Origin of the sequence: Methanospirillum hungatei JF-1 (genome assembly GCF_000013445.1) — an archaeon.
Classification (GTDB): Archaea; Halobacteriota; Methanomicrobia; order Methanomicrobiales; family Methanospirillaceae; genus Methanospirillum; species Methanospirillum hungatei.
Genome location: NC_007796.1, coordinates 1,707,958 through 1,731,010 on the forward strand (window position 1 = coordinate 1,707,958; position 23,053 = coordinate 1,731,010).

Sequence of the window (23,053 nt, forward strand, 5' to 3'; positions counted from 1 at the left end):
CTCAGCACGTGTCCATGTACTGGGCATACAGGTGTGCCATTGAGGACCCGTTATAGATGGAGGCCAGGTACGCCTTATCAAAGACCTCATCAATCATCATCATTAAAACTGCAGGCGGTGTTGGTTTTTTGTCATTTGGATCAAGGACAATCCTGAATGAACGATACGATGCCATATCAGAGGGATCATAAATCTTCTGAATAAAGAGCGGGAATTTCTCATACTCGTCCGGATGGTTTTGACGCAGCCAATTCATGAATCCGTCAAACCGTGCCAGATTTCCCTCCAGAGTCTTATCTTTCCGGCATTTCATATATTCACGGGAGAGCATATTCCGTGGTGAGTCCGCATTGTACGCAAACAGGGAGATGGTGTAATCAAGATGTGCCATGGCATCAAAATACCAGAAACTCAGGTCAGGGTGAAAATCCGACATGTTCTCCAGTATCAGGGATTTTTCATACAAGGTTTTTAGAACCTTTTCATACTCGTTATTCTCAAGCATGATCACAAGATTGGTGTTCAAACCATAACCATTTCCGCATAGCTACTTATTGTATGGCTCTCTCTTCTTTGCCGCTGCCAGAAAGAGTTGCTGAAGTTCTACCCCGCGTTTGCCCCTGATATCAACCAGATTATCATCCCTGAGCAGACAGGGTTTGAGTTTTCCGTCAGATGTCACCCGCATGCGTGTGCAGTGATTACAGAAGTCTGAATTGTGCCAGGGACGGACAAATTCTATCTCAGCACCTTCATAGCAGTATTTTTTCCGATGATGCATCCTCCGGGTGATGACCTTGCGCGAATGAAGAGCAATCTTCTCTTCCAGTTCTGACAGGTCGGCATGCAACGGGCATCCTCCCAGGTCCATAAGCTCAATGATCTGCAGGATCAGGTGCCGATCACCGGATACGAGATGGATGAAATCATCGATCTCACCCTCATTTATGCCTTTGAGCAGAACCATGTTGATCTTAATCGGCGTGAGCCCGGCATCACGTGCGGCTTCAATCCCCTCAAGAACGTCAGATAACAGGCCGGTTCCGGTAATACTCTTATAAGTTTCCGGATTTAAGGAGTCCAGACTGATATTCACCCGGGCAAGTCCGGCATCCCTGAGATCATGGGCAAGAGATCCAAGAAGAGTTCCATTGGTCGTCATCGAGGACTCAATCCCTGGCGGAACAGAACGGATAATCTCCACAATGTCCTCACGAAGCAGAGGCTCCCCTCCGGTAAATTTGACGGTCCTGATACCGATGTTTCCCGCAACGTCCAGGATTGCTCTGATATCCTCAAGAGACAGCGGGGTTTCAGGTTTCGTCTCCCCTTCCCGGTGACAGTATACACACCGCAGATTGCATCCTGAGTTTACCGAAATACGCAGATTAGAGATGGGCCGACCATAGGAATCATGCAGATCCATCTGAAACTGACTCCTCTAACCCCTGATGAGTGCCGATGAAATTCTTCGCAATGATATACATTTCAGTACTTCCTTTGCGGGTGGTATGCGCCTTATATGTCCGTACCGAGTAAAATTCCTGTTTTACCCGGTTATACAGCCAGCTAAAATCCTCTCCCTGGAATGACTTCATAATCATGTTCCCGCCCTGCTTGAGGAGCTGCCGTGCGACACCGAGCGCCATCTCATTCAGCTCGATAGCTCTTGCCTGATCAAATGACCGCTGGCCGGAGAGCTTTGGTGATGCATCACACACAATCCCATTCACTTCAGGCATAAGTTCCCGAATCTGTGCAATTACTACCGGATCAGAGAAATCACCGATGATGGTTCTGACCCCTTCGATGGGCAGAATGGGATTGAGATCAACACCGACAATAACACCATTTGTCATTTCACGCAAAACCTGCAGCCAGCTCCCGGGAGCTGCACCAAGGTCAAGGATATTATCATCCGGACGAATAACCGGGTTTTTCTGAATGATCTCCTTCAGCTTCATCGCCGCACGCGAACGATACCCTGATTGTTTTGCTTTCAGATACGCTTTATCTTTGCCCCATTGTGAACCCATAAAAATTATCGACCTGGACTTTCCTCAATAATATGCGAACCCGGCACATATATCTGTGTCAAATCACAACCTGAATGCATAGGGAGCGCAGATGCTGAAAGCAACGATCAGTGCAGATATATTCAAGGATACCGTTGATGCCCTCTCTGCTCTGGTAACAGAATGCAGGCTTCATTTTTCTGAGACAGAAGTATGGGCACGGGCGGTTGATACAGCCAATGTGGCGATGATCATCCTTACCTTAAAAAAGGAGGCATTCAGCCAGTTCGAGGCAACAACCGGAGAGATCGGTTTAGATATCGCAAAGCTGAAAAATACCTACTCCATGATGGGAAAGGCAAGTGATATACGCCTGGAACATCAGGAAGGAGCAAATAAGATAGAAGTCACCTTTGAAGGATACCATTATTCAATTACGCTCCTTGACTCAAATACCATCAAAAAGGACCCGAATGCACCAGGTATTCAGCTTCCAGGTCAGGTGACCATATCCGGATCTGAACTCTATAATGTAATAAAATCAGCATCCATCGTATCAGACAAGATCTGGTTTGCCATCGAGCCGGAGAAGAAGGAATTTGTCCTGTATGCCGAGGGTGATTCTGATAATATCAGGAGAGCGTTTTCAGCCGGAGAGGTAATCGCCTCCAACTGGGAGCCAGCAAAATCGCTCTTCTCCATTGATTACCTGAAGGATATGGGAAAAGTGATGAGCCATGCCGAGAAGGTAACCATTGATCTGGGCGTTGATCATCCGGTCAAGTTCTCATTTGAGATTGCGGGTGGAAACGGCCAGGTTGAGTACCTGCTGGCACCCCGGATTGAGGCTGACTAAATGCATGGTCACCCTTGATCGAAAAGATCTGGCAAAATATCCTTTTTTGAAAGAATCCCAGTCATACATCGGGACCATCAGTAATTCACTTGATACCTTCCTTGAATCTGCAGGCGGGAGGCTTGCAATCAGGGAGGCAATCACAACACTTGAGCATGCGCTTTCCTTCACAGGCAGGGAAATCCCTCCTCTCCCCGACATTCCGAAAGATCCGGAAGGAGTCACCATCATCATCGCGGCATACCCGGTCAGCAGGATCATGGTCTCCTGCGCCCAGGATCGGATTTTCATCGACCGGCTGGTACGATACCAGGCATGGACTGTCTTTGCCTTTCTCCAGGATGAAGACCCGGAGGTGAAACGGTTCATCAGAAGATCCATCGGCCTTCCCGAGACCGGGAATGAGATCTCTGTAGTAGACTATATACCGGTTGCCTCACGGATGCCTCAAGAGAAGTGGAGACTTATCAACCGGGTAGTTGTCAAAGGGAATGTGCAGGTGGCTCCTGACGAGTATGATGAGATTGTAAGAGAGCGCCTCAGATACATTATGGCCAGGAACCTGCCACTCAAAGTCCCGTCATCTGTCTGCGAACTGCTCAGGCCGGCGGTTGAAAGGATTAAAGCGGAATGGCAGAAGAGGGCACTTGAAGAGTTCGGCCAGGTCGAGGAGTCGGCATTTCCCCCCTGTATGCAGGCGATACTGGGGGCCATAGCCGGACAGGGACATCTGACCCATATGGCACGGTTTGCAATCTCCGCATTCCTTCATAATATCGGCATGGAAAATACCAGGATTATCGAACTCTACGGGTCGGTTCCGAACTTTGATCTCCGAAAGACGCTCTACCAGGTTGAGCATATCACCGGACGGGGAGGGACAAGTACCGAGTATGTCTCCCCCCTCTGTTCGACCATGAAGACGCACGGGATTTGTGTGCATCCGGACAATCTGTGCAAGAAAGTCACCCACCCGCTCACCTATTACAAACAGAAGAAACGTGACCTGAACCGGAAAGGAAAGCCATCCGGTGAAAATGCGCCCAAACAGGCGGAAAAAAGGAAGAGCGAAAAACCAGAGGGGCAATCAGGCACTGACGCCTCTGATAGCATACCCTCCCGCGCTGATAGTGATCACAAAGAGGAGCAGGGCACCTAGATATCCTATTTCACCAGGAAGGACTGCCGGGAGTAGAAGGATGAGTACAAGAAAAACTATGAGACTTCCAACTCCAACTATGGCATCAAGCATCCATCGTTTCATAACTTCAGTACTTTGCGTCATCTCCCCGGTTAAGGGTTTGGGGGGCCGGGCATCCGATACACGAAACCCAGGGATCCAATGAATGAAGCATTGAAAGAAAAAATCAGCAGAGAACTCCAGGAAGCTGCCGAGCGAATATCTCATGAGGTCGCTTTGGAACTTTTACCAGATGAGGGTATGGAACTTGTCTATGCCCGTCACGGAGCCCGGACACCGGATGATGTCGGATCTTGCCTTCTCTTTCGGGAGGTTGAAGGAATATCCCGTCCTTCTATCAGGTTTGAGCACCCATCACTCATGGTTTCAGGAATCCTGACTGCGATCAGGTTCTCTCCGGAGATCCGATCGGCCTGCAGTATCAGGCATTCAGAAAAACTAAAGAGAATCGCTGAGGATATGCTGCTTGAGACCTGGACCTGTACTGCAGGAAGTATCCCCCCCGGAGTCTCCACCATGGACTGGGCGGTTGCATTCTGTAGCGAGCAGGATTCTGGAGTTCCCGATGTCCTGTTCATTGAAACAGACGGAAAAACCTTGGCACAGGCACGATTGTTTGGTGAGAGACCAGGATCGGTTGCAACAAATCTTATTAAGATATCACAGCGCATTATTGATGCAACTCACTGAGAGAGATATATCATGGGAATTAAACCGACTTATATCAAAAAAATCGGGATTGAACTCCTGGAGTTCCACGAAGAAAAGTTTACGAACGACTTTGACGAGAATAAGAAAGCCGTTGCAAGCGCAACCAATGTTCCAAGCAAGCGGGTCAGAAACAGAGTTGCCGGATACATCACAAGAAAGATAAATACTGGGAAATTCAAAAAATAATCCTCATGTTTGAGGGTGTTTTCCCCGCTTTGATTACTCCTTTTCAAAGAAATCACGGAAAGAATCTGGACCTTGATGGCCTTCGTTCCAACATAGCGCACCTCGTTGCCGCAGGGGTTCATGGTGTTGTTCCCTGTGGTTCAACCGGTGAATCTGCAACTCTTTCTTTTGCCGAACACGAACAGGTCGTCGAGGTTACTATGGATGAGGCAGGCGGAAAGGTTCCTGTCCTTGCCGGCACTGGATCCAACAACACTTCTGAAGCGCTCCGGTTTACACGGGCTGCAAAAGATGTCGGAGCAGATGGTGTCCTTGTCATCAGCCCGTATTATAATAAGCCAAACAGGTCAGGTCTTATTAAGCATTATACCGCTATTGCAGACCTGGATATTCCTGTGGTTGTCTATAATGTCCCTGGCAGAACCGGGCAGAATATTACTCCGGATATTATAGCAGAGCTGGCAAAACACCCAAACATCGTAGGAGTCAAGGAGGCATCAGGAGACCTTGGTCAGATATCAACCATCATTGAACTGACGAGAGACGAAGATTTCGCCGTTATCTCCGGCGATGACAACCTGACGCTTCCAATCCTCTCCCTGGGCGGGAAAGGAGTCATATCCGTTGCAGCAAATATCTATCCCCGCCCCCTGATTGAGATGTATGAAGCAGCACAGAAGGGAGACTACGAGACTGCACGGGAGATCCATTTCAAATATTCACCCCTCTTCCGGGCGATGTTTTATGAGTCAAATCCGATCCCGGTAAAGAAGGCCGCAGAAATTCTGGGAATGGCTGCAGGACCACTTCGTCTGCCCCTTGACGAGGCATCAGAGCAGACAACAGAAAGACTCAAAGAGGTTTTATCCAGATATGATTAAAGTCGTTATTTGTGGAGCATTTGGCCGCATGGGGACCATCATCGGGGAGATCATATCCAAAGAGCAGGATATGCAACTCGTCGGCGGGGTTGATATAAAAGAGGGGACGTTCTTTGGAGTTCCGGTCGTGACATCAGACAAGTTAGCAGACTTTCTCTCGTCAGTACAACCTGATGTGGTCATAGACTTTACGGTCGCACCGGCAGCAGCACAAAATGTTCCGGTTGCAGCCCGAGCCGGATGTGCAATAATTCTTGGAACGACCGGCCTTACTCAGGAACAGCGGAAAGGAATTGACGCCGCGATTAGAGAGGGAAAGGTCCCGGCGGTCATATCAACCAATTACTCAATAGGGATGAACATTCTCTGGACGCTTATCAGGGATGCTGCCAGAAAACTTTCAGATTATGATGTTGAAGTGATCGAGGCCCATCACCGGTATAAGAAAGATGCGCCAAGCGGGACGGCCCGGACCATCCTGCAGATCCTTCAGGAAGAGATCGGCCCACGTGAAGAGATATACGGGCGCGAAGGGATGACTGAACGAAGCTCGGAGATCGGAGTCCATGTTATCCGTGGAGGAGACATTGTCGGTGACCATGCCGTCATGTTTGCAAGCAATTTCGAGACCGTCACTCTCTCTCACCGGGCATATGATCGCTCCGTGTTTGCTGAAGGCGCAGTCAGGGCTACCCGCTGGGTATTTGGAAAAGAACCGGGGATTTACGGCATGAAAGACGTTTTAAACCTTTCATGACCTTTCGAAACCTATTTTTAAGTATTTCACCAAATTTTTGAGGAGATATCAATGACCGCAATTATTGATAAAGATAAATGTACCGGTTGTGAAACCTGTGTTGATGAGTGTCCGGCTACTGCTATTACCATGGAAAATGAAAAAGCCGTAGTAAACAATGAACTGTGTGTCGACTGTGGCTCCTGTGTCGATGTCTGTCCGGCAGAAGCCATCACCATGGAATAAATCCCACTTTTTTCTCACTCATTCCCTTTGGATCATCCCCGGATAATTGACACTTTTACACCTGCCCTGCACAGCATTCTTCGTCCGGACGAAGGTATATCGTTTGTTTCACTCTGATTATCCTAAAAACCAATGTAGTGCACTATAATTACTGGTTCAGATATATATACGAGGTATGGTTAGTGTTGGAGTCCTCGGCGCTACCGGCGCTGTGGGCCAGCGTTTTGTCCAGCTCCTGGCTGATCACCCGTATTTCGACCTTACGGTTCTGACCGCCTCTGAGCGGAGTGCAGGAAAAAAGTATCGCGATGCAGTAAACTGGCGACTTGATCTTCCGCTTCCGGAAACTGTCGGAGATATCACAGTCACTGATACCAGGGCCGACTGCCTGAAAAATGTAGACATTGTATTTTCAGCACTTCCTGCTGATCTTGCAACGAAGGTTGAGGCGGATTGTGCAAAAGCCGGTATTGGTGTGTGCAGCAATGCCAGTTCCCACCGGATGATGCCTGATGTACCCCTTGTCGTACCTGAAGTAAATGCTGATCATCTGCGGATGATTGAATTACAGCGCGACGCGGGAACTGACGGATTCATTGTGACAAATCCGAATTGTTCAACCATCATGCTCACCGTCTCCCTGGCGCCTATCCGGAACTTTCATTTCACTGACCTCAGGGTCGCAACCATGCAGGCGATCTCAGGAGCAGGATTTGAAGGCATACCGGGAATGTCCATCTTTGACAATGTCATCCCCTATATCGGAGGGGAAGAAGAGAAGATGGAACGCGAAACCCTCAAGATCATGGGAACATTTGACGGAAGCGAAGTTGTAAATGCCCCGTTCTCTGTCAGTGCAAGTTGTAACCGGGTCCCGGTCATTGACGGACATTCCATGGCAGTATGGCTTGATATCAAGGAACCGGTGGAGACAGTTGCAAAAGCATTCCAGAACTGGAAGTGCCCGCTGAAGGACCTTCCCACCTTACCAGAGAAGTCAGTTGATTTTATGACCCAGCAGGATCGTCCCCAGCCACGTCTTGACCGTATGAAAGGGAGAGGGATGACCGTCTCTGTCGGAAGACTCAGACCTGGTATCCGGTACATTGCCATGGGACACAATACCATCAGGGGTGCTGCCGGAGCCTCAGTCCTGAATGCAGAACTGATCTGTGACCGCGGGTACCTGTAATACCTATGGCCAGCATGGAGAACGACAATATCGTATTTGTGGGCAACAAACCGGTCATGAATTATGTTCTGGCTGTTGTCACACAATTTAACAACGGAGCAGGGGAAGTAATCATAAAAGCACGGGGAAAAGCAATTTCACGAGCCGTGGACACCACTGAAATAGCGCTGAATCGGTTTTTGCAGGATGTGGAAAAAAAATCCATCCTCACTTCAACTGAAGTTGTCGACACCGAAAGTGGAAAAACCCAAGTATCATCAATTGAAATAATCCTGATCTCCAGAAAATAAACAACGTCTCTTTTCTTTCTGACAAAAGAATTTAAGCAGCTATTGCTAAACCTTTTAAGAATGAAGATCGGTCTGGTGATGCTGATCGGGTACTTCCTGATCCTGGTGTCCCAGTCATACGCCGCCACCCCTGATTCAGAAGGGTACCTTCGTATTGAGTCAGTTACGATATCATTGATGCCCGGGTATGCCGACGTTCACGTGGAATACGAGTTGGAAGATGCATTCAGGGTTCTTGCATTTATGTTTGGGGAAAATGATATCAAATCCAGGCTTCTGCAAAAACTTGCCTTCTCCAATGTAAGTGTACTCTCGATGAACTATACGGCAGCAGACCTGCAGGTGTATGATGTTCAGCCGGTTTATGGCGACGGACTGTACTGGTTCCCGGCCCACAGTTTCGGATGTGAAATTCCGGAGGTCGTGATCAGCACCAATCTGTCAACTGAAAAGTATGAGAATATCAGTGCCCTGGAAAACGGGATTGTATATTACTAATACATCCAAACAAGTACTATGGCACCAGATCTCATCAGTTTCTCTCTTTTCGCCCTTTCATCCATCCTCATCGTGGTAAATCCTCTTGGTGCCCTGCTGGTATATAACTCCATTACCGAGTTCATGGATTCCAAAGACAAACGCAAGGTGGCAGCCTACGGGTGTCGTATTGCAGGAGCAGTACTGATATTTTTCACCCTGTTCGGCTCATCCCTCCTGTCACTCTTTGGGATAACCATCAGTGCCTTTACCGTCGCCGGCGGGGTTCTGCTGTTTGGTATTGGTATGGAGATGGTGTATGCACGGACCTCGCGGGCAAAGGTAACGGCAACGGAGAAATATGAAAGCATCGATGCTGAGGACATTTCATCAATGCCTCTTGCATTTCCGATGATATCAGGACCTGGAACCATCACAACAGTTATCGTCCTCTCTCAGGATACCCCGATATTTTCTGAACCGGTGGAACTTGGGATCATCCTGGGCTCAGTGATCGTGACCATTCTCATCACCTATATTGTACTGATATCCTCTGAACAGATAACAAAACGGATCGGCCAGCGTGAATACCGGGTTGTCAACCGTCTGATGGGCATTATGCTCATGGCCATCGCAGTTCAGTTTATCATCAACGGAATCTCGCAGGCATTTCCGATGCTGACCGGTTCAGCAACCTGAACCTTTTTTAAAAACGGGTTTTACGCTTCTTCCATTGCTGCATAGCACTGCCGGAAGAGTTCCCTGGTTTCAAGAGCCTCGTCCCGGTTCACCTTCTGGATGGCAAATCCCACATGAACAAGAACAAAATCTCCAACCGAAACGTCAACAAGGTCAATGCGGATATCCTGTCTCAGGCTTCCAAAATCGACAAGAGCAGTATTGTCATCACGAATCTCAAGAATTTCTGCAGGAATTGCAATACACATATCGGTTAATCCTCTTCTCCGGGATTATCGTACCCGGTTTATGATCATTTTGTATCCGTATCCTATATACCTGTGTAAAGGGTATGTATCTTTACGGTATGCAGAAAAAAAGGACCTTTCAAAAGCCCGTGATTGTGATCAGCCGGTGTATCGAGCATGATCCGGTCAGGTATAACGGGGATATGATTTCAAGCACTGAAGTTGCCGCTATGAAACCATATGTCACCTTCATCCCGGTATGTCCAGAGGTTGAGATAGGACTGGGGATTCCCCGGAGCAGTATCAGGATAGTCAGAACAAAGGCAGGAGACCGGCTTATCCAGCCCACCACAAATGAAGACCTGACTGACCGCATGAACACATTTACTGAGGGATTTATAAGCAGTCTCCCATCCGTTGACGGGTTTATCCTGAAAAACAAATCCCCAACATCAGGTATCTCCAATGTGAACATCTACCCGTCAGTTGGAAAATCAGCTGCCATTGAAAAGGGACCAGGATTTTTCGGGGGAAGGATCCTTGAGACGTTCACTGATTATCCGATTGAGGATGAGGGGCGGATACGAAATCACAGAATCCGCGAACATTTCCTGACCAGAATATTCATGCTGGCAGATCTCCGGAACGTCGAGTCAGTCGGGACAATGGCAGAACTTGCAAGGTTTCACTCGGAAAATAAACTCCTTCTCATGGCATACAGCCAGAGCAGGCTCAGGGAACTTGGGGGGATAGTCGCAAACTCTGACCGGAAAAGACCTGATGCGGTCCTGAAAGAGTACCGCCGCGCCCTCCTTACAGCAACCCGGCTCCCTCCCCGGTATACCTCACATATTAATGTATTACATCACTCGTTTGGTTATATCAGTGAAAATCTGAATCCTGATGAGAAGGCATTCTTCATTGACCGGATTGAAGCATACCGGAAGGGAAGACTTCCCTTATCTGCCGTCAGGATGATTCTGCAGACCTGGCTCCTCACATATACATCCGATTATTTGAAAAATCAGACCTGGTTTGCACCATATCCGGACGGGCTTGTGATTCTGCCTGCCGAAGAACTGGAACGGGGACGGAATATGTATTGACGGAGAAGATTTTACATCGTCTGTACCATAAAGGTGCAGTTTGATGAGAACGAGATGGAATCCCCGTCTTTTACCTCATACCATTTGTCTGGAGAGATCTTTTTTCCCTGTATATAGGTGCCGTTTGTCGAGTTTTCATCCCTGACCAGCCACTTCCCGTTAAAATATTTGAATGTTGCATGCTGACGGGATACGCCGTTATATTGCTGAAGAAGGGTCCTGCCTACTGCATCCCTGCCAACGGTATCCCCATGATGAACAGTAATTGTGGCTCCTGGAGACATTGAAAGCGTGAGAGGAGTGACCTCCCTGATAGTCCTCCCCTCATCAAACCCGATATTGGCAAACCGTCTGTCAGGCGGTTTTTTTACAATACCTTTTCCTTCAATCTGCCGGATGGTCTTTCGTTCAACCGGCTTTTTCCCCGAGATGTCTGAAAAGCACCGCATACAGATCATCTCAGTCGCAGGATTCGCCATCCCACATGTATCACAAATTTTTTGAAGCACCATAATTACATCCGGGCATTCACACCCTGGAGAGGATGACCTCCCATCCTGATTCACTATCTGAAATATGAGTTATTATTACTTTTTCTTCAGGAGTAAATGTTTCTTTAATAAGAACCCTGGAGAGGGGGTGAATGAGCATGACCTCAACCCGCTGACCGATACTGATACCTCCTCTGCTCAGGTCCTGACAGCAGTATTCTTCCACCATCTCCCTGACAGACGGGCTTATCATGAGGTTAATCGTGAACATCAGGGAGATCTTCTCAAATATCCTTGTGAGCATGGCATCGAGAATCTGTTTTGCTGCGTCAGGCTGGATACTGCGGAAGATGATGGTATTTCCCCTGATAAACCGTGAGAAATCAAGACTCTTCTTCTCTTCAAAGAAGAGAGTGATACTCTCACCCGCCGTCCGTTCACGGGCCAGATACTCCTTGTTGGTCTCTTCTTCACTGTGCGAGTGCTGGTATGCATTCGGACAACACCCGGAGAGACGGAGGGTGCAGATGATAAAACATCCGGAAAAACTGATGAGCATCCCCTCTTCGGTGATTATCTGTCCGTCCCGGATGATGGTAGATATGAGTTTTAATACATCAGAATGCGCTGATTCAATATTTTCAAAGAGCACAACTGAGTATGGTTTTTGTTTGATTTTTCCAAGAAAACTGCCATTATCCATTGAGGAGAATGCCAGCATCCGCATACATGCATCATCATCCGAGTAATCACTCATATTCAGCGAGATCATATCCCGGTCCGGCCCAAGGAGCAGGTCCTTTAATGCACATGCCAGAGTCGTCTTTCCTACTCCCTCATGCCCGGCCAGAAGGACAAATCCCCGTGGCTGGGAGAGCTCCGGAGGATACTGAGAATAGGAAAGACCAAGGTAGGCCTGGTTTAACAGATTGCATACCCGTTTTATGGCATGTTTCTGCCCGAATACACGGGCGCCCAGAAAATTGGCAGCATCTTCTATCTGCTTTTTGTCAACCGTCTTCCAGAAATTATCAGCAATTCCGGATGAATACTGGACAACCGCCTCATGAAGATCAGATACAGACAATATCTCACGCCGCACCAGGGAGATCAGGGAGATTATCTCGTTCGCCTGGAGATCATGGGTTCTTTTCACCAACAACGAGAGCGATTCCTTCTTTTCAGACTCCTTTTGAGATTCAAACTGGGGAACATTTTTCGTCAGCGATTCAAGCAGGGCACGACGAGTGTTAAGATCCGGCCGTGGAACCACAATCTGCCTGACTCTGGTATTATCACGGGTATACCAGGTGGGCAAAGAGGCATCCCGGTCATGAATCCAAATAAGAAGGTTGAACCGGGGATACGAGCTTCCGGCCAGGAGTCTAGGCTCTGCATTCTGACAAGTACAGAACAGATTAAAGAAGAATTTGTCAGAGGCGGCATAGCGTTCGTCATGCCGGGTAATCTGGTTCAGAATTATGGCAGAGTACGCGGTCCGGTTATCCACACTCTTTTGTAAGATTTCAACGGTCCTCTCAAGTGATGGAGGCCCGGTCTTCTCCACCGACAACACATCTCCCAGGATGGCATGAATAGTATCAGGATCCCCATGCAGATGCGAAAATCCTACAAATGGTTCCAGCCCCAGGATGATATCATACCCCTCTTTGACCAGGATGGTGCGGATATAATCTTTAAGCCGTAATGTAGTGAGATTGCCATCTATCTCAACCGGATACACATCCAGGATGTTACCGGTAAATGTAAACTGCGGGGTTACCGAGAGAAATCTGACAAATTCCGTAGTCCATTTCGGTAGGCTGAACATGTGGGTCACCTGAACATTTCCTGAGATATTTCATGGCATGATACCAATTACCGGATGATGAAAAGAAATTCCCAGTACTGAAGATAGTATCTCCCTGGCATTTGAAGCTTATTATACTCTATCCATTATCTTCATACCAGGGAGACTTGGATCAGGGATAGAAAGAAGGTGTACAGAAAAAATCCTTACTTTATTGCCAGCATCCGTTGAGCCCATTCGTTCTCAGGGTCAATAACCAGGATCTTATCAAGGTACAGCCTTGCCTCTGCTTTTGCTCCACGCTTTAACAGAATGAAAACTTTGATTCGCAAGGCCTCAATTATCGTCTCATCCTTTTCAATAACCCCGGTGATGTATTTGTCTGCTTCTGTATAATCCCCAAGTTTCAGATAGCATCGTGCCGCCTTGACACAACTTTGCAGATGGTCAGGATGATTATTACAGATATCTAAAAATGACTGCAATGCTTCAGGGACTCGTTCGATTGCATACAAAGACTCCCCCTTGTAAAACAACGCTTTGGGAAGGCCGGGATATGTAGCAAGGATCTTATCACATATCTCGATTGACTCCCAGTACCTCTTTTGTTTGAAATACAGCCGCGCAAGACCGATCTGAGGTACAGGCTGGGCGATATGGACTATCGGAACCTGAAGATATTTCTGCTCAGCCAAGGCTGGGTTTCCAGTCTCCTCCAGATGTTCACCGGTAAGCCAGGTGATGAAGGGATCATCAGATGTCTGAATGACTTTATGTGACAGGCAAAATCCGGCTTCATGACTCCGCTTTAGTTTAAAAAGACTCACTCCCCGCATTGCCCAACCCACAGCACCGGCCTTGTCCATCTCAATCAGACGCTCTGATATTGAGAGAGCAAGGGAGAAGTTGTCCTCAAGATAATACTGGACATACTTCTCTTTCCAAAAAGTTGCAGTTTCATTCCAGGGATCAGACGAGATGGAGATAAGGTTCTTTTCATACTCTCGGGTCAGGGCGGTGTAAAACCTGAACCTGGGCAGACCTTTTCTCTTATTAAAAAGGAGCGTAAGAACCCTGATATCAAGGTTGTAAGCCTTCTTCAGAAGAAGTTTACCGGACTTTTCATCCTGCAGTTCTTCAAATGCAGAGGCAAGGGCAACAAGGAGATCAGGCTCAATCACCTGGGCGGCCAGGGCGTGTTTTGCCGCAGCTATCATGTCCTTCTTACATTCATCAGCATCTGATTTCGCAGACAATTTGATGAAATTCTGATAAATGGAGACGATGGCAATTACTGACTTGGCACTCCATTCGGTAGGGATTCCGGCAAGCTCCCGCTCATGAAGAATTTTTGCATACTGAAACAGCCGTTTTCGTTCGTTAGTTCCCCGCGGGTTGCTCTTTATCCATGCAAAGAGCCGCATGAAGAAGATACTTTTCACTTCCTGCTTGGTTATCTCCAGGAATTTTGTGTACATCTCCTCAATCTCACCGGAGAAGAGCATGATGATAATCCGTTCCTCATTCTCATCCTGTTCTCTGTTCAGAGACCTGCCTAAAAACCAGACAATATTCGTGATATCAATGACTTTTCCAAACAGGGTAAAGGGAATGTCCCGGTTCAGTTCTGCTGCGATGTAGAGGAGCCGTTCATCCTCGTTCGGATACGTTTCAATGTACTTGGAGATGGTGACCGCCTTATTGTACTGTTCGGTCGCCTCAAGCCATCTGAGCAGGTATCCCCGGCCGATATGCCGCTTTGCATCCTCCCAGGAGACCGGGTCACCGATAAAGGCATACATCAGGTCATGGAGGCTGTAGTAATTCTCATCATGAAACTCATATGGCTTTGAGATGCCCATCCTGCCGGTATGCTCTTCCTCATAATAGACCGGGATATTCCGTTTCCCTGACAGCCAGAGCGAAACCTCCCGTTTCCCCCACCTCTTCTTGGGATTCCTGGTCAAAAGTCCTTTGAGCAGAATGAGGCGATCGGGATTTATCTGCTCAGAGAGAATAATGCCCCGCGAAGCCAGCGTTGAGAGGATGAGATTATGATTTAGTCCGTCGAATGGATGCTTCTTTTCAGTCAGCTCAAGAGCGATGACACCAAGAGCCCAGTAATCCGACTCCCTCCCGACCACATTTCCAAGCTGCTCCGGGGCCCAGTACATGGGGGTTCCCTTCGTCGTAGTGATATGCCGGGACAGTTCGCTGTCGAGTAATGTTGAGATACCAAAATCGGTGAGGATAAGGTTAAGTGGTCTGAGCTCACGGATCAGAATATTTGATGGTTTTAAGTCCAGGTGCAGGACATTATTTTTATGCAGGGTGTCAAGGCCGAATGCTATCTCTTCAATGATGGCCTTAAAGGTGTTGTTATTGATGGACTGTTTCTGGACCAGATCGCGAAGTGATCCATACCTTGCATATTCCAGGATCTCATACCACCGTTCTGAATCCTCGTCAAAACCGTAATCGATGATCTTGATAAGATTCTTCGGGTTCCGTAATGAGATATGACTGACCTGATCCAGCACGTCAATTTTTGGTTCAATTCCGAGCCGGTAATGTTTCAAGATATAATAGACCCGATCTTTTTGGATAAGCCAGATATCAGCTTCCCCACCGGTTGCCGGAAACTGTTTCATGATCCGGTATGTTCTGAAATACCGCTGGGATTCAGACCCGGCGATATCAGGTTCTGCCTGATGGGAAGGTTCAAACTGTGCTGACAGCCCGTCCCGTAAAGTTCTGCCCCTCTTCTCCGGACTGTCAACATCTTCCGGTATCATACATGGCTCCGGATACCATGTATAGGGAGTTTATAGAATTAAGATATATGCTCATCAGTCAGGATGTCAAACCGGGTAAGCTGCTGAATGGGCACTTCATCCGGATTTTTCTTTAAACGCTCAATAAAAAGGATATGTTCTTTTTTTAATTCATCCTGCAGGATTGCATAATCACGACTCCAGACCGCTGATGCATGTGCATCATCCTTCTGAATCTGGTCAGGGTCCAGTTCATCAATATCAAGACCATCGACAATCCTGACCAGTCTGAATACCAGTTCATCCAGCGGATTGATGGAGATCATGATCGAGTAATGAGATACCGGAGAAAAGACCTCAATACTCCCCCTCCGGAACGAATCACGTAGGTTAGTCATCTTCCGTGACTTGACCCGGTATCCCCGTCCTTTCATAGCCTCAAGAATACTCTGAATGACCGTTCCCCACTGCTTGTCAGAGAGGGATTTGCTCTTTTTTTGAAGGTAATATGCATCATACTGCCTCCTGATAACCGACAGTTCACGAAGCTCAGGGAAGGGGTCATGATACAGGATCATGGCAGCGTCCAAAAGGGCCCCGGCATCAGGGTCCAGAGAGAGGGTCTGGATTATCTCTTCAAGGTCCTCCCTGATAACTGTCTTCTCAGGGATCTTCTCTTTTAAAAGTCCGTATTCCAGTTGCAGGTTCTCCCTTTGCAGGGCAAGCCGTTCAGGAGTTGTCTCTTTTGCAACCGGTTCGTAATCTGAACTCTCCGTCTCATCATAATCAAAGAACCCAATGCGCCCGTGAAAAAATTCCGCTTCCATGGTCAGGAGTTCCAATGACACATCATGCGCAATCTTCGCCTTTACCTCCTCACTATCAGGTTCCTCATGGGGAATCCCTCCAAGGGTGGTGTGTTCAATGCCAGACACCCGGTGGTCAAGGGCTGAAAGCTGTTCTTCAAGACTCTTCAGTTTCTCTTTTCGGGCCTCGATATCCGAAATTTCAGAAAGGGAAGAGATCTGGCCCTGTAATGAATGCAAGATCTCCAGATCCTGAAGAGATACATTCTTCAGTTCAAGAGATGAGGCCTCTTTTTTCAGCTCGGCAATCCGGTTATTGAGTGAGAGAAGAGTATATCTACAGGTATAATACCTGGTTGCAATATCAGATATGAGTGTCTTATACGAGTTTATCCGTTCAGACTGAACCGCGACATTGGAGAGATTCTCAACTGACCGTCTGTATTCCAGGTATGCAGGGTTTTCAGCACTGATGAAGGATTCAGATACCAGTCGGTCGAGGAGGTTTTCTATCTTCTGTATATACACCTCTTCCAGAAGTCGCATCTCATTTTCTTCAAGAAGAAGCTGGATGAGCACAATTCTGAACCGGTCAGCTTTCCGGAAGAATAACTCCATCGTCTTTCTGGAGGATTCAGGAGATTTCCAAGCCGGATAATCTGGGGTCAGGATTTGCTCAGCAATTTCTGTGAGTTCTTCATGCAGTTTAATAACCCGCTCATTCTTGTTTGTCAGGGTATCAAACCGTCTTTCTGCACTAGATAAAAGAGAATGGATTCGCTTTTTTATCCATTCAATTGACTGGCCTGCAACGTCATCATCAGAACGTGCAAGAGCAATTTCTACAACGATCAGAGAACTCATTATGACAGACTGGTTGAGAGAAGAATTGCCGTTACATTATCCTGTGACTGACGTGCCAGGGACGCGACGAGCACTTTATCGAGGAAGGCATACCCCGGATGTTTCTGAAGGATCATCTCCAGTTCATCCTGTGAGAAACATTCCCAAATCCCATCAGAGCAGATGAAGAACTGATCCTGGTCACGAAGGCCGATGGTCTTGAACCAGATATGAACTGAGTCCTTTATCCCGTCACCGGATATGGATGAGGTGACAATATTTTTCCGTGGGTGATACCTCATCTCATCCTCAGTGATTACTCCCTCTTCAAGAAGGTGCTGGACGACGGAGTGATCTTTGGTTATCCGTTCGAAGAATTTCCCGTTTATCCGGTAGACCCGGCAGTCTCCAATGTTGAATACATGGGCTTTTTCTTCCTGGATGATGACTCCGGCAAGGGTACAGCCGAGATTTGATGCTTCAGGATTTTTCTCAACATACGCCTCCAGCTGTTCTTTTGCAGCATAGACAACCGAGTTAAAACTCTCTTCATCGGTTATCTCGGTAAAGTGATCCTGAAGGTAGGTTAAAACCAGCTGGGCTGCCACCTCTCCTTTCTGTTCTCCACCAATCCCGTCTGCAACACAGAATAAGGCATTCATGACCTCTCCGCTGTAAGACTCGGGGATTTTCATGGAGAGATCTGATATCAGTGTTCCCGGAATGACCAGTCCGTCTTCGTTATTGGATCTGACCCCGCCTTTGTTGGTGAAAAAGAATGCTTCAACCCGTTGTTTCGTTTTATTCATAACCTATATGACCATCGTGCTTGAAAGAGATATACCCTACTCTGATCTCCTGCGTATCATATACCGGAGAATGTGCAGGTTAAACGAGCATACCCACAAACCATTAATATAGGAGAAAGGAGCATGTTTTGTCGGTGAGGATATGGTCATCAAGGAAACTGTTATCAAGCGTCTTGGGGTGCTGAGTGTAGCAAAGTTCAGTGCAGTCATCGGAGTTATTTATGGATTTCTCATGGGTATTGTTATGGCCCTTGGGATGGGAAGTGCCATGGGACTTGCCGGGGACGTCGGTATGGGAGTCGGTACCGGTATTGCGGCTCTTATTGTGATGATCATCATCGGAGCAATCTTTGGGTTTATTGGCGGGGCAATCGTTGCTTTTGTCTATAATCTGGCCCTTGGAGTCATTGGCGGTATTGAAGTCGATCTTGAGATAGATTAACCGATTTTTTCTTCCGGAGCCGTTAGATCACGGTCCCTGTCACTCCGGTTCTTGGCTTTTTTTCTTGCGGTTTGATATCGGTCAGATAGAAACCTATAGGTATGGCTCATTCAGTGTGTCCGGCAGAACGTGCCTGGATGCTTGACAATCCACTGAGATCGCTTCTCATAAGACCGAACCGGCTGCTCAGGTCCCATGTCAGACCAGGGATGACGGTCCTTGATGTCGGATGTGGTCCGGGGTTTTTTACCGGTGTCATGGCCGGACTTGTTGGACCGGAGGGGACGGTCATTGCTGCAGATCTTCAACCTGAAATGCTGGATCTGACGAAGGAAAAGATGATTCGAAAGGGGCTTATTGACCGGGTGATCCTGCATAAGACGGCATCAGAAACGCTTCATCTCAATGAGTCCGGATTCGTTGACTTTGCAATTGGCTTTCACATGGTCCACGAAGTCCCCTCTCCCCGAACATTGTTTGCAGAGGTGTTTGATTGTCTAAAACCGGGCGGTATCTTTCTGGTGAGTGAACCGAAAGGGCATGTCAAAACGGAGGAGTTCAGCCAGGAGATGATGGAGGCACAGGCTGCCGGGTTTCTGATTATGAGAGAGCAACACAGCCTGTTTGAACATCAGGTTCTATTGAAAAAGCCATGATCGAACTATTTTGCGAGATGAAAAATTTCGTTAAGCAAGCCCTTGATGAGCCGGGATCCCATGGGTTTGACCATACCCTCCGGGTGGTATCCCTGTGTCACATAATCGGAAAAGCGGAGCAGGCAGAGATGGATATCCTGATTCCCGCTGCGATATTTCATGACATTGCCCGGCCACTGGAGAAGAAAGGGATTCCCCATGAAGTGAAAGGGGCAGAGATGGCTGAGGAGTACCTGACCGGAATATCATATGGAGAGGAGCGGATCTCCCGAATTGTCCATGCTATCAAAGCCCACCGGTTCAGCACTGCTCCTGTTCCGGAGACATTGGAGGCAAAGATCCTCTCTGACGCAGATAAACTGGATGCCATGGGGGCCGTGGGGATTGCCCGGACGTTTATTTCAGCCGGGGAACATGGTGGGGATATAAGGGACGGGCTTGATCATATGCATGAGAAATTGCTCCGGTTGTCGGATGTGATCTACACCCGGACCGGGAAGGAGATGGCTGAACGGAGGCATAGATTCTTAGTGGCATTTGTTCAGGCACTGGAAGACGAGAGGGAGATGGAGAAAAGGGTCGGGTTAGATTATTAATTCCATCAGAATATCGATGTCACTCCCAGGATGTTCCTCACCCCGGGCATATGAACCAAAGAGACCTATCCTCTTTACCCCATATTTTCTTGGAATATCGATGAAAAGTAATTCGTTTCAATTCAGATTTGGGTAATATCGGATTATATAATCGAAAATTGTCGTTGTTCATAATGCTCAATTCACTCACAAGAGCATATTCAATTATTTTCCCGTCGACCTTTGTATCATCCCCTGCACCGCTTCGATTCATTCACGTAGTGACTACTCACGAAAATCCCCCACTCAATCTCCAGGAATCGTGCAGGGGAGAGAACGGAGGATAAACCATGGAACAGGAAACACAGATACAACGAGGGATCCGGCTTGCCAGGGAAGGGAAGATGGAGGAGGCAAGAGCCGTGTTCAGAGATGTCATCGATGATGTACCGGATGATGCATCGGTATGGTGTAACTATGCAACGACCTATCTCAATGAAGAAGATTATGTGGCAGCACTCCCGTATTTCGAGAAAGCGATAGAGCTGGATCCGGCCTTTCATGGTCCGTACCTCTCCGCCGGGATCTGTCTTACTGCTCTTGGGTTTCATGAGGATGCACTCCGGTTATATGACCGGGCACTGCAGGTTATTCCGGATAATCATGAGATATGGTATAACAAGGCCTACACGCTGATGGAATTGGGGAGGGTTCCTGAAGCGATTGCCGGGTTTGATCATGTATTGAAACTTCATCCCCTGGATGCCGGTGCGTATATCAATCGGCGTGAACTGCTGAAGTCATGTACGTTCAAAGGTCAGTGTGTTGTCTATACCTGTGAAGAAGGGCAGATGACCCGGGTGACGGCGTATGTGTATTCCCATGAGGGGCTGTGCTTTATGACGTTTGTCGTGGATGAGGTGGATGATGAGGACCTGGTGGAGTATGATCCGGATGAGGTTGAGATGTATGACGGGCCGGATGATGATGGGGAGGTTGAGGGTATAGAGAAGGATGATCCCCGGTATGAGACCAGGAGTCTTGTGTACTTTACCCCTGACGGGGTGATGGCCCATGGACAGCTCGAGCATTCACCGGAGTTTCCGGCCTATGCAGAGAATTATGAGGTGGGTGGATATGAGGTCCTTTGTCCGGATAATATCTGGTGTGAGGTTCTGTGCCGGAGTGGACATCGATATCTGCTTTGTCAGAGTATTGATTTCGTATATGCCCATGACCCGGATACTCTGGAGGTCCTGGATGTTTTCCGGTTTGGGGTGAAATGGGATGATCCGGCGTATGAGGATGGCTGGGATGACGGGGATAGGGAGGATTGCCAGAGGGCCTGGAGGTGGTGGGAGGGGAGATTGGGATAGTATTCGTGATATGGGTTGGATTGGATTAAATCGGCTTATTTTTGGAAAAATATTTTTCGTTGTAATTATTGCTTTTGAATGTAACTACAAAGAAACGGATCCAGAATGGTCCTCCGATGGATTGTGCGGATCCGGATCCATTTCCGGAAAAATTGATGTGGATCTGAAAATGAGTGAATTATGCGATTAATTAAAAATGAGCGGAAAATCAAAGATATCTTCACCCGTCGGTCTTTGGAAATTTCCGGAAATTTCCGGAAATGATCCGGAAATGATCCGGAAGTGAATATTGTGTACGTTTACTCTCTCCAGTTCTTAGTAATACTCCCATTTCAATCATTTTCTTTAAATCGTTTCTGGCAGTTCTATCGGTACATGTAAATAATGAAGCGTATTCGGTTGAATTCAGATGTGAATTTTCCTCCAGAAGATAATGGAATGCTGCTTTCTGGCGATTATTCAATAAAGATAATACCGCTGATATGGATGAATCATCACTTTTCCTGATTATCACCCTGAAATCAATGCCTGAATCGATAAATTCGGGTTCTTCAAGTCCATATTTCAAACACGTTGAAACCATGGTGGAAGTACCTGTTCCCCATTGCTCAATCATTTTCGCCAGGTATAATAACCGAGCGATATTTTTATTTTTTGGACGTGACAAATGTTCTCCTTTGAGTGATTCGACAGTAACTCCTGGAGGCAATGTGCCCGGATTCCAAATTTCAATCCGATCATCAAAAATACGGATTTGTACGTTAGCAGATGAACTATAATCACGGTGACAAAGGGCATTCGTTACCGCTTCGCGAAGAGCTTCAAGAGGATAATCCCACTCTTCAACACGTTTAAAAGAATCAGGTCCGACTGTGACTTTCCTGTTGATATGCTTCCGGATAAAGTTTTCAGAGGCTGTTATCTGTTCAAGAAGTGTTCCCTGAATTGGTTCAGCCATGTCAAGGAACCCCTGACTCATATCACATCCCTTAAATCGTCCTGCTCTGACCTCACTTTGTTGAATAAAACGCTGAGGGGTTTCACCAAACAGTAAAATTGCGGTATTGGTAGGTCTTCCCTGAGAGATAAGCTGTAATCGCTCCAATGCATTTTCAGAGGAAATTGTAGTGTCAATCGCTGTTCTTCTCCCCTCCTGTAAAACCTGAAGAAATCTGGAAACAGATTTGGGATCAATATCTGCGAAGGTCGCTCCTGAACAGGGCAGATTATCCCAGTGATATTCATCCTCCTGTCTGATGATGGTTTGAGTTCATCAACAGGCATTCTGATGCTTTCCGTTCCTGAACGAACATATGGCTGTCCGTCAGCGAAATACGGCTTATTAGTTCCTTCAGGTACTGTCACTATAAGAAATGATTTTCCATGATATGATTCTGAAGTAAGGGATAACGATATTTCTGGTTTTATTCTGGCACGAATTTTTTGGTTAACTTTTCTAAATGTGGTATCTGTGATAGTAAGACCAGCGATTTCACCATTCGGTCTGACTCCGAAGTATACTGCTCCCCCACGGTGGTTGAGTAAGGCACAAATGTCTATGATTGCATCTTCGAGTTCAGATAACCCGGTTTTTAGTTCAATGGTTTCTGACTCTTCTAAATTACTACTACATTGGGGTGATGTCATA

General features: G+C 47.3%; 29 protein-coding genes. 17 read left to right on the top strand and 12 right to left on the bottom strand.

The genetic code is table 11. The annotated features are described in order from the left end of the window. Nucleotide 1: 1 nt before the first annotated feature. The 3 genes from MHUN_RS07760 to MHUN_RS07770 are packed head-to-tail and all read right to left on the bottom strand — an operon-like array spanning nt 2 to nt 2,036. Nucleotides 2-505 (bottom strand): hypothetical protein, encoded by a 504-nt coding sequence (locus tag MHUN_RS07760; RefSeq protein WP_011448488.1) that lies wholly within the window; start codon nt 503-505, stop codon nt 2-4. A gap of 42 nt (nt 506-547) precedes the next feature. Continuing rightward, nucleotides 548-1,426: a GTP 3',8-cyclase MoaA gene (gene moaA / locus MHUN_RS07765; protein WP_011448489.1), complete on the bottom strand. Its 879-nt coding sequence runs from the start codon at nt 1,424-1,426 to the stop codon at nt 548-550. After that, the gene (locus MHUN_RS07770) at nt 1,413-2,036 is read right to left on the bottom strand and encodes an RlmE family RNA methyltransferase (RefSeq protein ID WP_011448490.1); all 624 of its coding nucleotides are present in this window, start codon (nt 2,034-2,036) and stop codon (nt 1,413-1,415) included. The genes moaA and MHUN_RS07770 overlap by 14 nt, the downstream gene beginning before the upstream one ends. Before the next feature lie 91 nt (nt 2,037-2,127). Here MHUN_RS07770 and MHUN_RS07775 point away from each other — a divergent pair, with 91 nt between their 5' ends. The 11 genes from MHUN_RS07775 to MHUN_RS07825 all read left to right on the top strand — a co-directional run bounded on the left by MHUN_RS07775 (nt 2,128) and on the right by MHUN_RS07825 (nt 9,490). Then, complete coding sequence (locus MHUN_RS07775) at nt 2,128-2,871, top strand: DNA polymerase sliding clamp (RefSeq protein ID WP_011448491.1); 744 nt, start codon at nt 2,128-2,130, stop codon at nt 2,869-2,871. 4 nt (nt 2,872-2,875) lie between these two features. Then, the gene (priL, locus tag MHUN_RS07780; protein WP_011448492.1) at nt 2,876-4,030 is read left to right on the top strand and encodes a DNA primase regulatory subunit PriL; all 1,155 of its coding nucleotides are present in this window, start codon (nt 2,876-2,878) and stop codon (nt 4,028-4,030) included. Between the two features lie 183 nt (nt 4,031-4,213). Beyond that, nucleotides 4,214-4,762, top strand: a complete 549-nt coding sequence (locus MHUN_RS17490) for a thiamine-phosphate synthase family protein (protein WP_011448493.1) — start codon at nt 4,214-4,216, stop codon at nt 4,760-4,762. 12 nt (nt 4,763-4,774) lie between these two features. Further along, a complete protein-coding gene (locus MHUN_RS07790) occupies nt 4,775-4,969 on the top strand; it encodes a 30S ribosomal protein S17e (RefSeq protein WP_011448494.1) in 195 nt (64 codons plus the stop codon). 5 nt (nt 4,970-4,974) lie between these two features. Beyond that, nucleotides 4,975-5,850 (top strand): 4-hydroxy-tetrahydrodipicolinate synthase, encoded by an 876-nt coding sequence (gene dapA / locus MHUN_RS07795; RefSeq protein ID WP_011448495.1) that lies wholly within the window; start codon nt 4,975-4,977, stop codon nt 5,848-5,850. Next, entirely contained in the window at nt 5,843-6,607 is a 765-nt protein-coding gene (dapB, locus tag MHUN_RS07800; RefSeq protein WP_011448496.1) for a 4-hydroxy-tetrahydrodipicolinate reductase, read from the top strand. The genes dapA and dapB overlap by 8 nt, the downstream gene beginning before the upstream one ends. A gap of 51 nt (nt 6,608-6,658) precedes the next feature. After that, the gene (locus MHUN_RS07805; protein ID WP_011448497.1) at nt 6,659-6,832 is read left to right on the top strand and encodes an indolepyruvate ferredoxin oxidoreductase subunit alpha; all 174 of its coding nucleotides are present in this window, start codon (nt 6,659-6,661) and stop codon (nt 6,830-6,832) included. Between the two features lie 175 nt (nt 6,833-7,007). After that, complete coding sequence (gene asd, locus MHUN_RS07810) at nt 7,008-8,024, top strand: aspartate-semialdehyde dehydrogenase (RefSeq protein WP_011448498.1); 1,017 nt, start codon at nt 7,008-7,010, stop codon at nt 8,022-8,024. Between the two features lie 14 nt (nt 8,025-8,038). Beyond that, nucleotides 8,039-8,314 (top strand): DNA-binding protein Alba, encoded by a 276-nt coding sequence (albA, locus tag MHUN_RS07815; protein ID WP_048067898.1) that lies wholly within the window; start codon nt 8,039-8,041, stop codon nt 8,312-8,314. 60 nt (nt 8,315-8,374) lie between these two features. Then, entirely contained in the window at nt 8,375-8,812 is a 438-nt protein-coding gene (locus MHUN_RS07820; RefSeq protein ID WP_011448500.1) for a hypothetical protein, read from the top strand. Nucleotides 8,813-8,830: 18 nt separating this feature from the next. Further along, a complete protein-coding gene (locus tag MHUN_RS07825) occupies nt 8,831-9,490 on the top strand; it encodes a MarC family protein (RefSeq protein ID WP_011448501.1) in 660 nt (219 codons plus the stop codon). Nucleotides 9,491-9,510: 20 nt separating this feature from the next. On the opposite strand, the gene MHUN_RS07830 is transcribed toward MHUN_RS07825, so the two are convergent. Next, on the bottom strand, nt 9,511-9,738 hold the full coding sequence (locus tag MHUN_RS07830) for a HypC/HybG/HupF family hydrogenase formation chaperone (protein ID WP_011448502.1): 228 nt from the start codon (nt 9,736-9,738) through the stop codon (nt 9,511-9,513). An 83-nt stretch (nt 9,739-9,821) separates the two neighbouring features. Between MHUN_RS07830 and MHUN_RS07835 the strand changes: the two genes are divergently transcribed. Next, nucleotides 9,822-10,823 (top strand): YbgA family protein, encoded by a 1,002-nt coding sequence (locus MHUN_RS07835; RefSeq protein WP_011448503.1) that lies wholly within the window; start codon nt 9,822-9,824, stop codon nt 10,821-10,823. Between the two features lie 11 nt (nt 10,824-10,834). Here MHUN_RS07835 and MHUN_RS17495 read toward each other — a convergent pair whose 3' ends face one another. The 5 genes from MHUN_RS17495 to MHUN_RS07860 form a co-directional block, all read right to left on the bottom strand. Then, nucleotides 10,835-11,302 carry an FHA domain-containing protein gene (locus MHUN_RS17495; protein WP_011448504.1) on the bottom strand — a complete coding sequence of 156 codons (468 nt, stop codon included), beginning with the start codon at nt 11,300-11,302 and terminating at the stop codon, nt 10,835-10,837. Between the two features lie 49 nt (nt 11,303-11,351). Further along, the gene (locus MHUN_RS07845; protein WP_011448505.1) at nt 11,352-13,145 is read right to left on the bottom strand and encodes an AAA family ATPase; all 1,794 of its coding nucleotides are present in this window, start codon (nt 13,143-13,145) and stop codon (nt 11,352-11,354) included. A 185-nt stretch (nt 13,146-13,330) separates the two neighbouring features. Next, the gene (locus tag MHUN_RS17500) at nt 13,331-15,919 is read right to left on the bottom strand and encodes a protein kinase domain-containing protein (protein ID WP_011448506.1); all 2,589 of its coding nucleotides are present in this window, start codon (nt 15,917-15,919) and stop codon (nt 13,331-13,333) included. A 38-nt stretch (nt 15,920-15,957) separates the two neighbouring features. Further along, nucleotides 15,958-17,568 carry a hypothetical protein gene (locus MHUN_RS07855; protein ID WP_011448507.1) on the bottom strand — a complete coding sequence of 537 codons (1,611 nt, stop codon included), beginning with the start codon at nt 17,566-17,568 and terminating at the stop codon, nt 15,958-15,960. Beyond that, nucleotides 17,568-18,356: a PP2C family protein-serine/threonine phosphatase gene (locus tag MHUN_RS07860; RefSeq protein ID WP_011448508.1), complete on the bottom strand. Its 789-nt coding sequence runs from the start codon at nt 18,354-18,356 to the stop codon at nt 17,568-17,570. Before MHUN_RS07860 ends, MHUN_RS07855 begins: the two co-directional genes overlap by 1 nt. 142 nt (nt 18,357-18,498) lie before the next feature. Between MHUN_RS07860 and MHUN_RS07865 the strand changes: the two genes are divergently transcribed. From MHUN_RS07865 to MHUN_RS07875, 3 genes are all read left to right on the top strand, one after another. Next, nucleotides 18,499-18,798, top strand: coding sequence for a hypothetical protein (locus MHUN_RS07865; protein ID WP_011448509.1), 300 nt, complete (start codon nt 18,499-18,501; stop codon nt 18,796-18,798). Nucleotides 18,799-18,899: 101 nt separating this feature from the next. Continuing rightward, entirely contained in the window at nt 18,900-19,454 is a 555-nt protein-coding gene (locus MHUN_RS07870) for a class I SAM-dependent methyltransferase (protein WP_011448510.1), read from the top strand. A 17-nt stretch (nt 19,455-19,471) separates the two neighbouring features. After that, complete coding sequence (locus MHUN_RS07875; protein WP_239441595.1) at nt 19,472-20,050, top strand: HD domain-containing protein; 579 nt, start codon at nt 19,472-19,474, stop codon at nt 20,048-20,050. On the opposite strand, the gene MHUN_RS18235 is transcribed toward MHUN_RS07875, so the two are convergent. After that, the gene (locus MHUN_RS18235) at nt 20,039-20,152 is read right to left on the bottom strand and encodes a nucleotidyltransferase domain-containing protein (RefSeq protein WP_083758507.1); all 114 of its coding nucleotides are present in this window, start codon (nt 20,150-20,152) and stop codon (nt 20,039-20,041) included. The two genes, MHUN_RS07875 and MHUN_RS18235, sit on opposite strands and share 12 nt — an antisense overlap. A 227-nt stretch (nt 20,153-20,379) precedes the next feature. On the opposite strand from MHUN_RS18235, the gene MHUN_RS07880 reads away from it, so the two are divergent. After that, nucleotides 20,380-21,405: a tetratricopeptide repeat protein gene (locus MHUN_RS07880; RefSeq protein ID WP_011448512.1), complete on the top strand. Its 1,026-nt coding sequence runs from the start codon at nt 20,380-20,382 to the stop codon at nt 21,403-21,405. Between the two features lie 10 nt (nt 21,406-21,415). Then, nucleotides 21,416-21,595: a hypothetical protein gene (locus MHUN_RS07885; RefSeq protein WP_048067381.1), complete on the top strand. Its 180-nt coding sequence runs from the start codon at nt 21,416-21,418 to the stop codon at nt 21,593-21,595. A gap of 30 nt (nt 21,596-21,625) precedes the next feature. Here MHUN_RS07885 and MHUN_RS07890 read toward each other — a convergent pair whose 3' ends face one another. Continuing rightward, nucleotides 21,626-22,384 (bottom strand): ATP-binding protein, encoded by a 759-nt coding sequence (locus MHUN_RS07890; RefSeq protein ID WP_048067382.1) that lies wholly within the window; start codon nt 22,382-22,384, stop codon nt 21,626-21,628. Then, nucleotides 22,381-23,052: an AlbA family DNA-binding domain-containing protein gene (locus MHUN_RS07895; protein ID WP_048067383.1), complete on the bottom strand. Its 672-nt coding sequence runs from the start codon at nt 23,050-23,052 to the stop codon at nt 22,381-22,383. The genes MHUN_RS07890 and MHUN_RS07895 overlap by 4 nt, the downstream gene beginning before the upstream one ends. Nucleotide 23,053 lies beyond the last annotated feature (1 nt).

Bases quoted from the DNA above. Each gene is read 5' to 3' on its own strand.
- MHUN_RS07760 (WP_011448488.1), bottom strand. From the start codon at position 505: ATGCTTGAGAATAACGAGTATGAAAAGGTTCTAAAAACCTTGTATGAA.
- asd (WP_011448498.1), top strand. From the start codon at position 7,008: ATGGTTAGTGTTGGAGTCCTCGGCGCTACCGGCGCTGTGGGCCAGCGT.
- MHUN_RS07890 (WP_048067382.1), bottom strand. From the start codon at position 22,384: ATGAGTCAGGGGTTCCTTGACATGGCTGAACCAATTCAGGGAACACTT.
- MHUN_RS07845 (WP_011448505.1), bottom strand. From the start codon at position 13,145: ATGTTCAGCCTACCGAAATGGACTACGGAATTTGTCAGATTTCTCTCG.
- MHUN_RS07790 (WP_011448494.1), top strand. From the start codon at position 4,775: ATGGGAATTAAACCGACTTATATCAAAAAAATCGGGATTGAACTCCTG.
- MHUN_RS07825 (WP_011448501.1), top strand. From the start codon at position 8,831: ATGGCACCAGATCTCATCAGTTTCTCTCTTTTCGCCCTTTCATCCATC.
- MHUN_RS07880 (WP_011448512.1), top strand. From the start codon at position 20,380: ATGGAACAGGAAACACAGATACAACGAGGGATCCGGCTTGCCAGGGAA.
- MHUN_RS07820 (WP_011448500.1), top strand. From the start codon at position 8,375: ATGAAGATCGGTCTGGTGATGCTGATCGGGTACTTCCTGATCCTGGTG.
- MHUN_RS07860 (WP_011448508.1), bottom strand. From the start codon at position 18,356: ATGAATAAAACGAAACAACGGGTTGAAGCATTCTTTTTCACCAACAAA.
- MHUN_RS17490 (WP_011448493.1), top strand. From the start codon at position 4,214: ATGAATGAAGCATTGAAAGAAAAAATCAGCAGAGAACTCCAGGAAGCT.
- MHUN_RS17500 (WP_011448506.1), bottom strand. From the start codon at position 15,919: ATGATACCGGAAGATGTTGACAGTCCGGAGAAGAGGGGCAGAACTTTA.
- MHUN_RS07895 (WP_048067383.1), bottom strand. From the start codon at position 23,052: ATGACATCACCCCAATGTAGTAGTAATTTAGAAGAGTCAGAAACCATT.
- MHUN_RS07770 (WP_011448490.1), bottom strand. From the start codon at position 2,036: ATGGGTTCACAATGGGGCAAAGATAAAGCGTATCTGAAAGCAAAACAA.
- MHUN_RS07835 (WP_011448503.1), top strand. From the start codon at position 9,822: ATGTATCTTTACGGTATGCAGAAAAAAAGGACCTTTCAAAAGCCCGTG.
- moaA (WP_011448489.1), bottom strand. From the start codon at position 1,426: ATGGATCTGCATGATTCCTATGGTCGGCCCATCTCTAATCTGCGTATT.
- MHUN_RS07855 (WP_011448507.1), bottom strand. From the start codon at position 17,568: ATGAGTTCTCTGATCGTTGTAGAAATTGCTCTTGCACGTTCTGATGAT.
- albA (WP_048067898.1), top strand. From the start codon at position 8,039: ATGGAGAACGACAATATCGTATTTGTGGGCAACAAACCGGTCATGAAT.
- MHUN_RS07865 (WP_011448509.1), top strand. From the start codon at position 18,499: ATGGTCATCAAGGAAACTGTTATCAAGCGTCTTGGGGTGCTGAGTGTA.
- priL (WP_011448492.1), top strand. From the start codon at position 2,876: ATGGTCACCCTTGATCGAAAAGATCTGGCAAAATATCCTTTTTTGAAA.
- dapB (WP_011448496.1), top strand. From the start codon at position 5,843: ATGATTAAAGTCGTTATTTGTGGAGCATTTGGCCGCATGGGGACCATC.
- MHUN_RS17495 (WP_011448504.1), bottom strand. From the start codon at position 11,302: ATGGCGAATCCTGCGACTGAGATGATCTGTATGCGGTGCTTTTCAGAC.
- MHUN_RS07775 (WP_011448491.1), top strand. From the start codon at position 2,128: ATGCTGAAAGCAACGATCAGTGCAGATATATTCAAGGATACCGTTGAT.
- MHUN_RS07870 (WP_011448510.1), top strand. From the start codon at position 18,900: ATGGCTCATTCAGTGTGTCCGGCAGAACGTGCCTGGATGCTTGACAAT.
- dapA (WP_011448495.1), top strand. From the start codon at position 4,975: ATGTTTGAGGGTGTTTTCCCCGCTTTGATTACTCCTTTTCAAAGAAAT.
- MHUN_RS07885 (WP_048067381.1), top strand. From the start codon at position 21,416: ATGGGTTGGATTGGATTAAATCGGCTTATTTTTGGAAAAATATTTTTC.
- MHUN_RS07805 (WP_011448497.1), top strand. From the start codon at position 6,659: ATGACCGCAATTATTGATAAAGATAAATGTACCGGTTGTGAAACCTGT.
- MHUN_RS07875 (WP_239441595.1), top strand. From the start codon at position 19,472: ATGAAAAATTTCGTTAAGCAAGCCCTTGATGAGCCGGGATCCCATGGG.
- MHUN_RS07830 (WP_011448502.1), bottom strand. From the start codon at position 9,738: ATGTGTATTGCAATTCCTGCAGAAATTCTTGAGATTCGTGATGACAAT.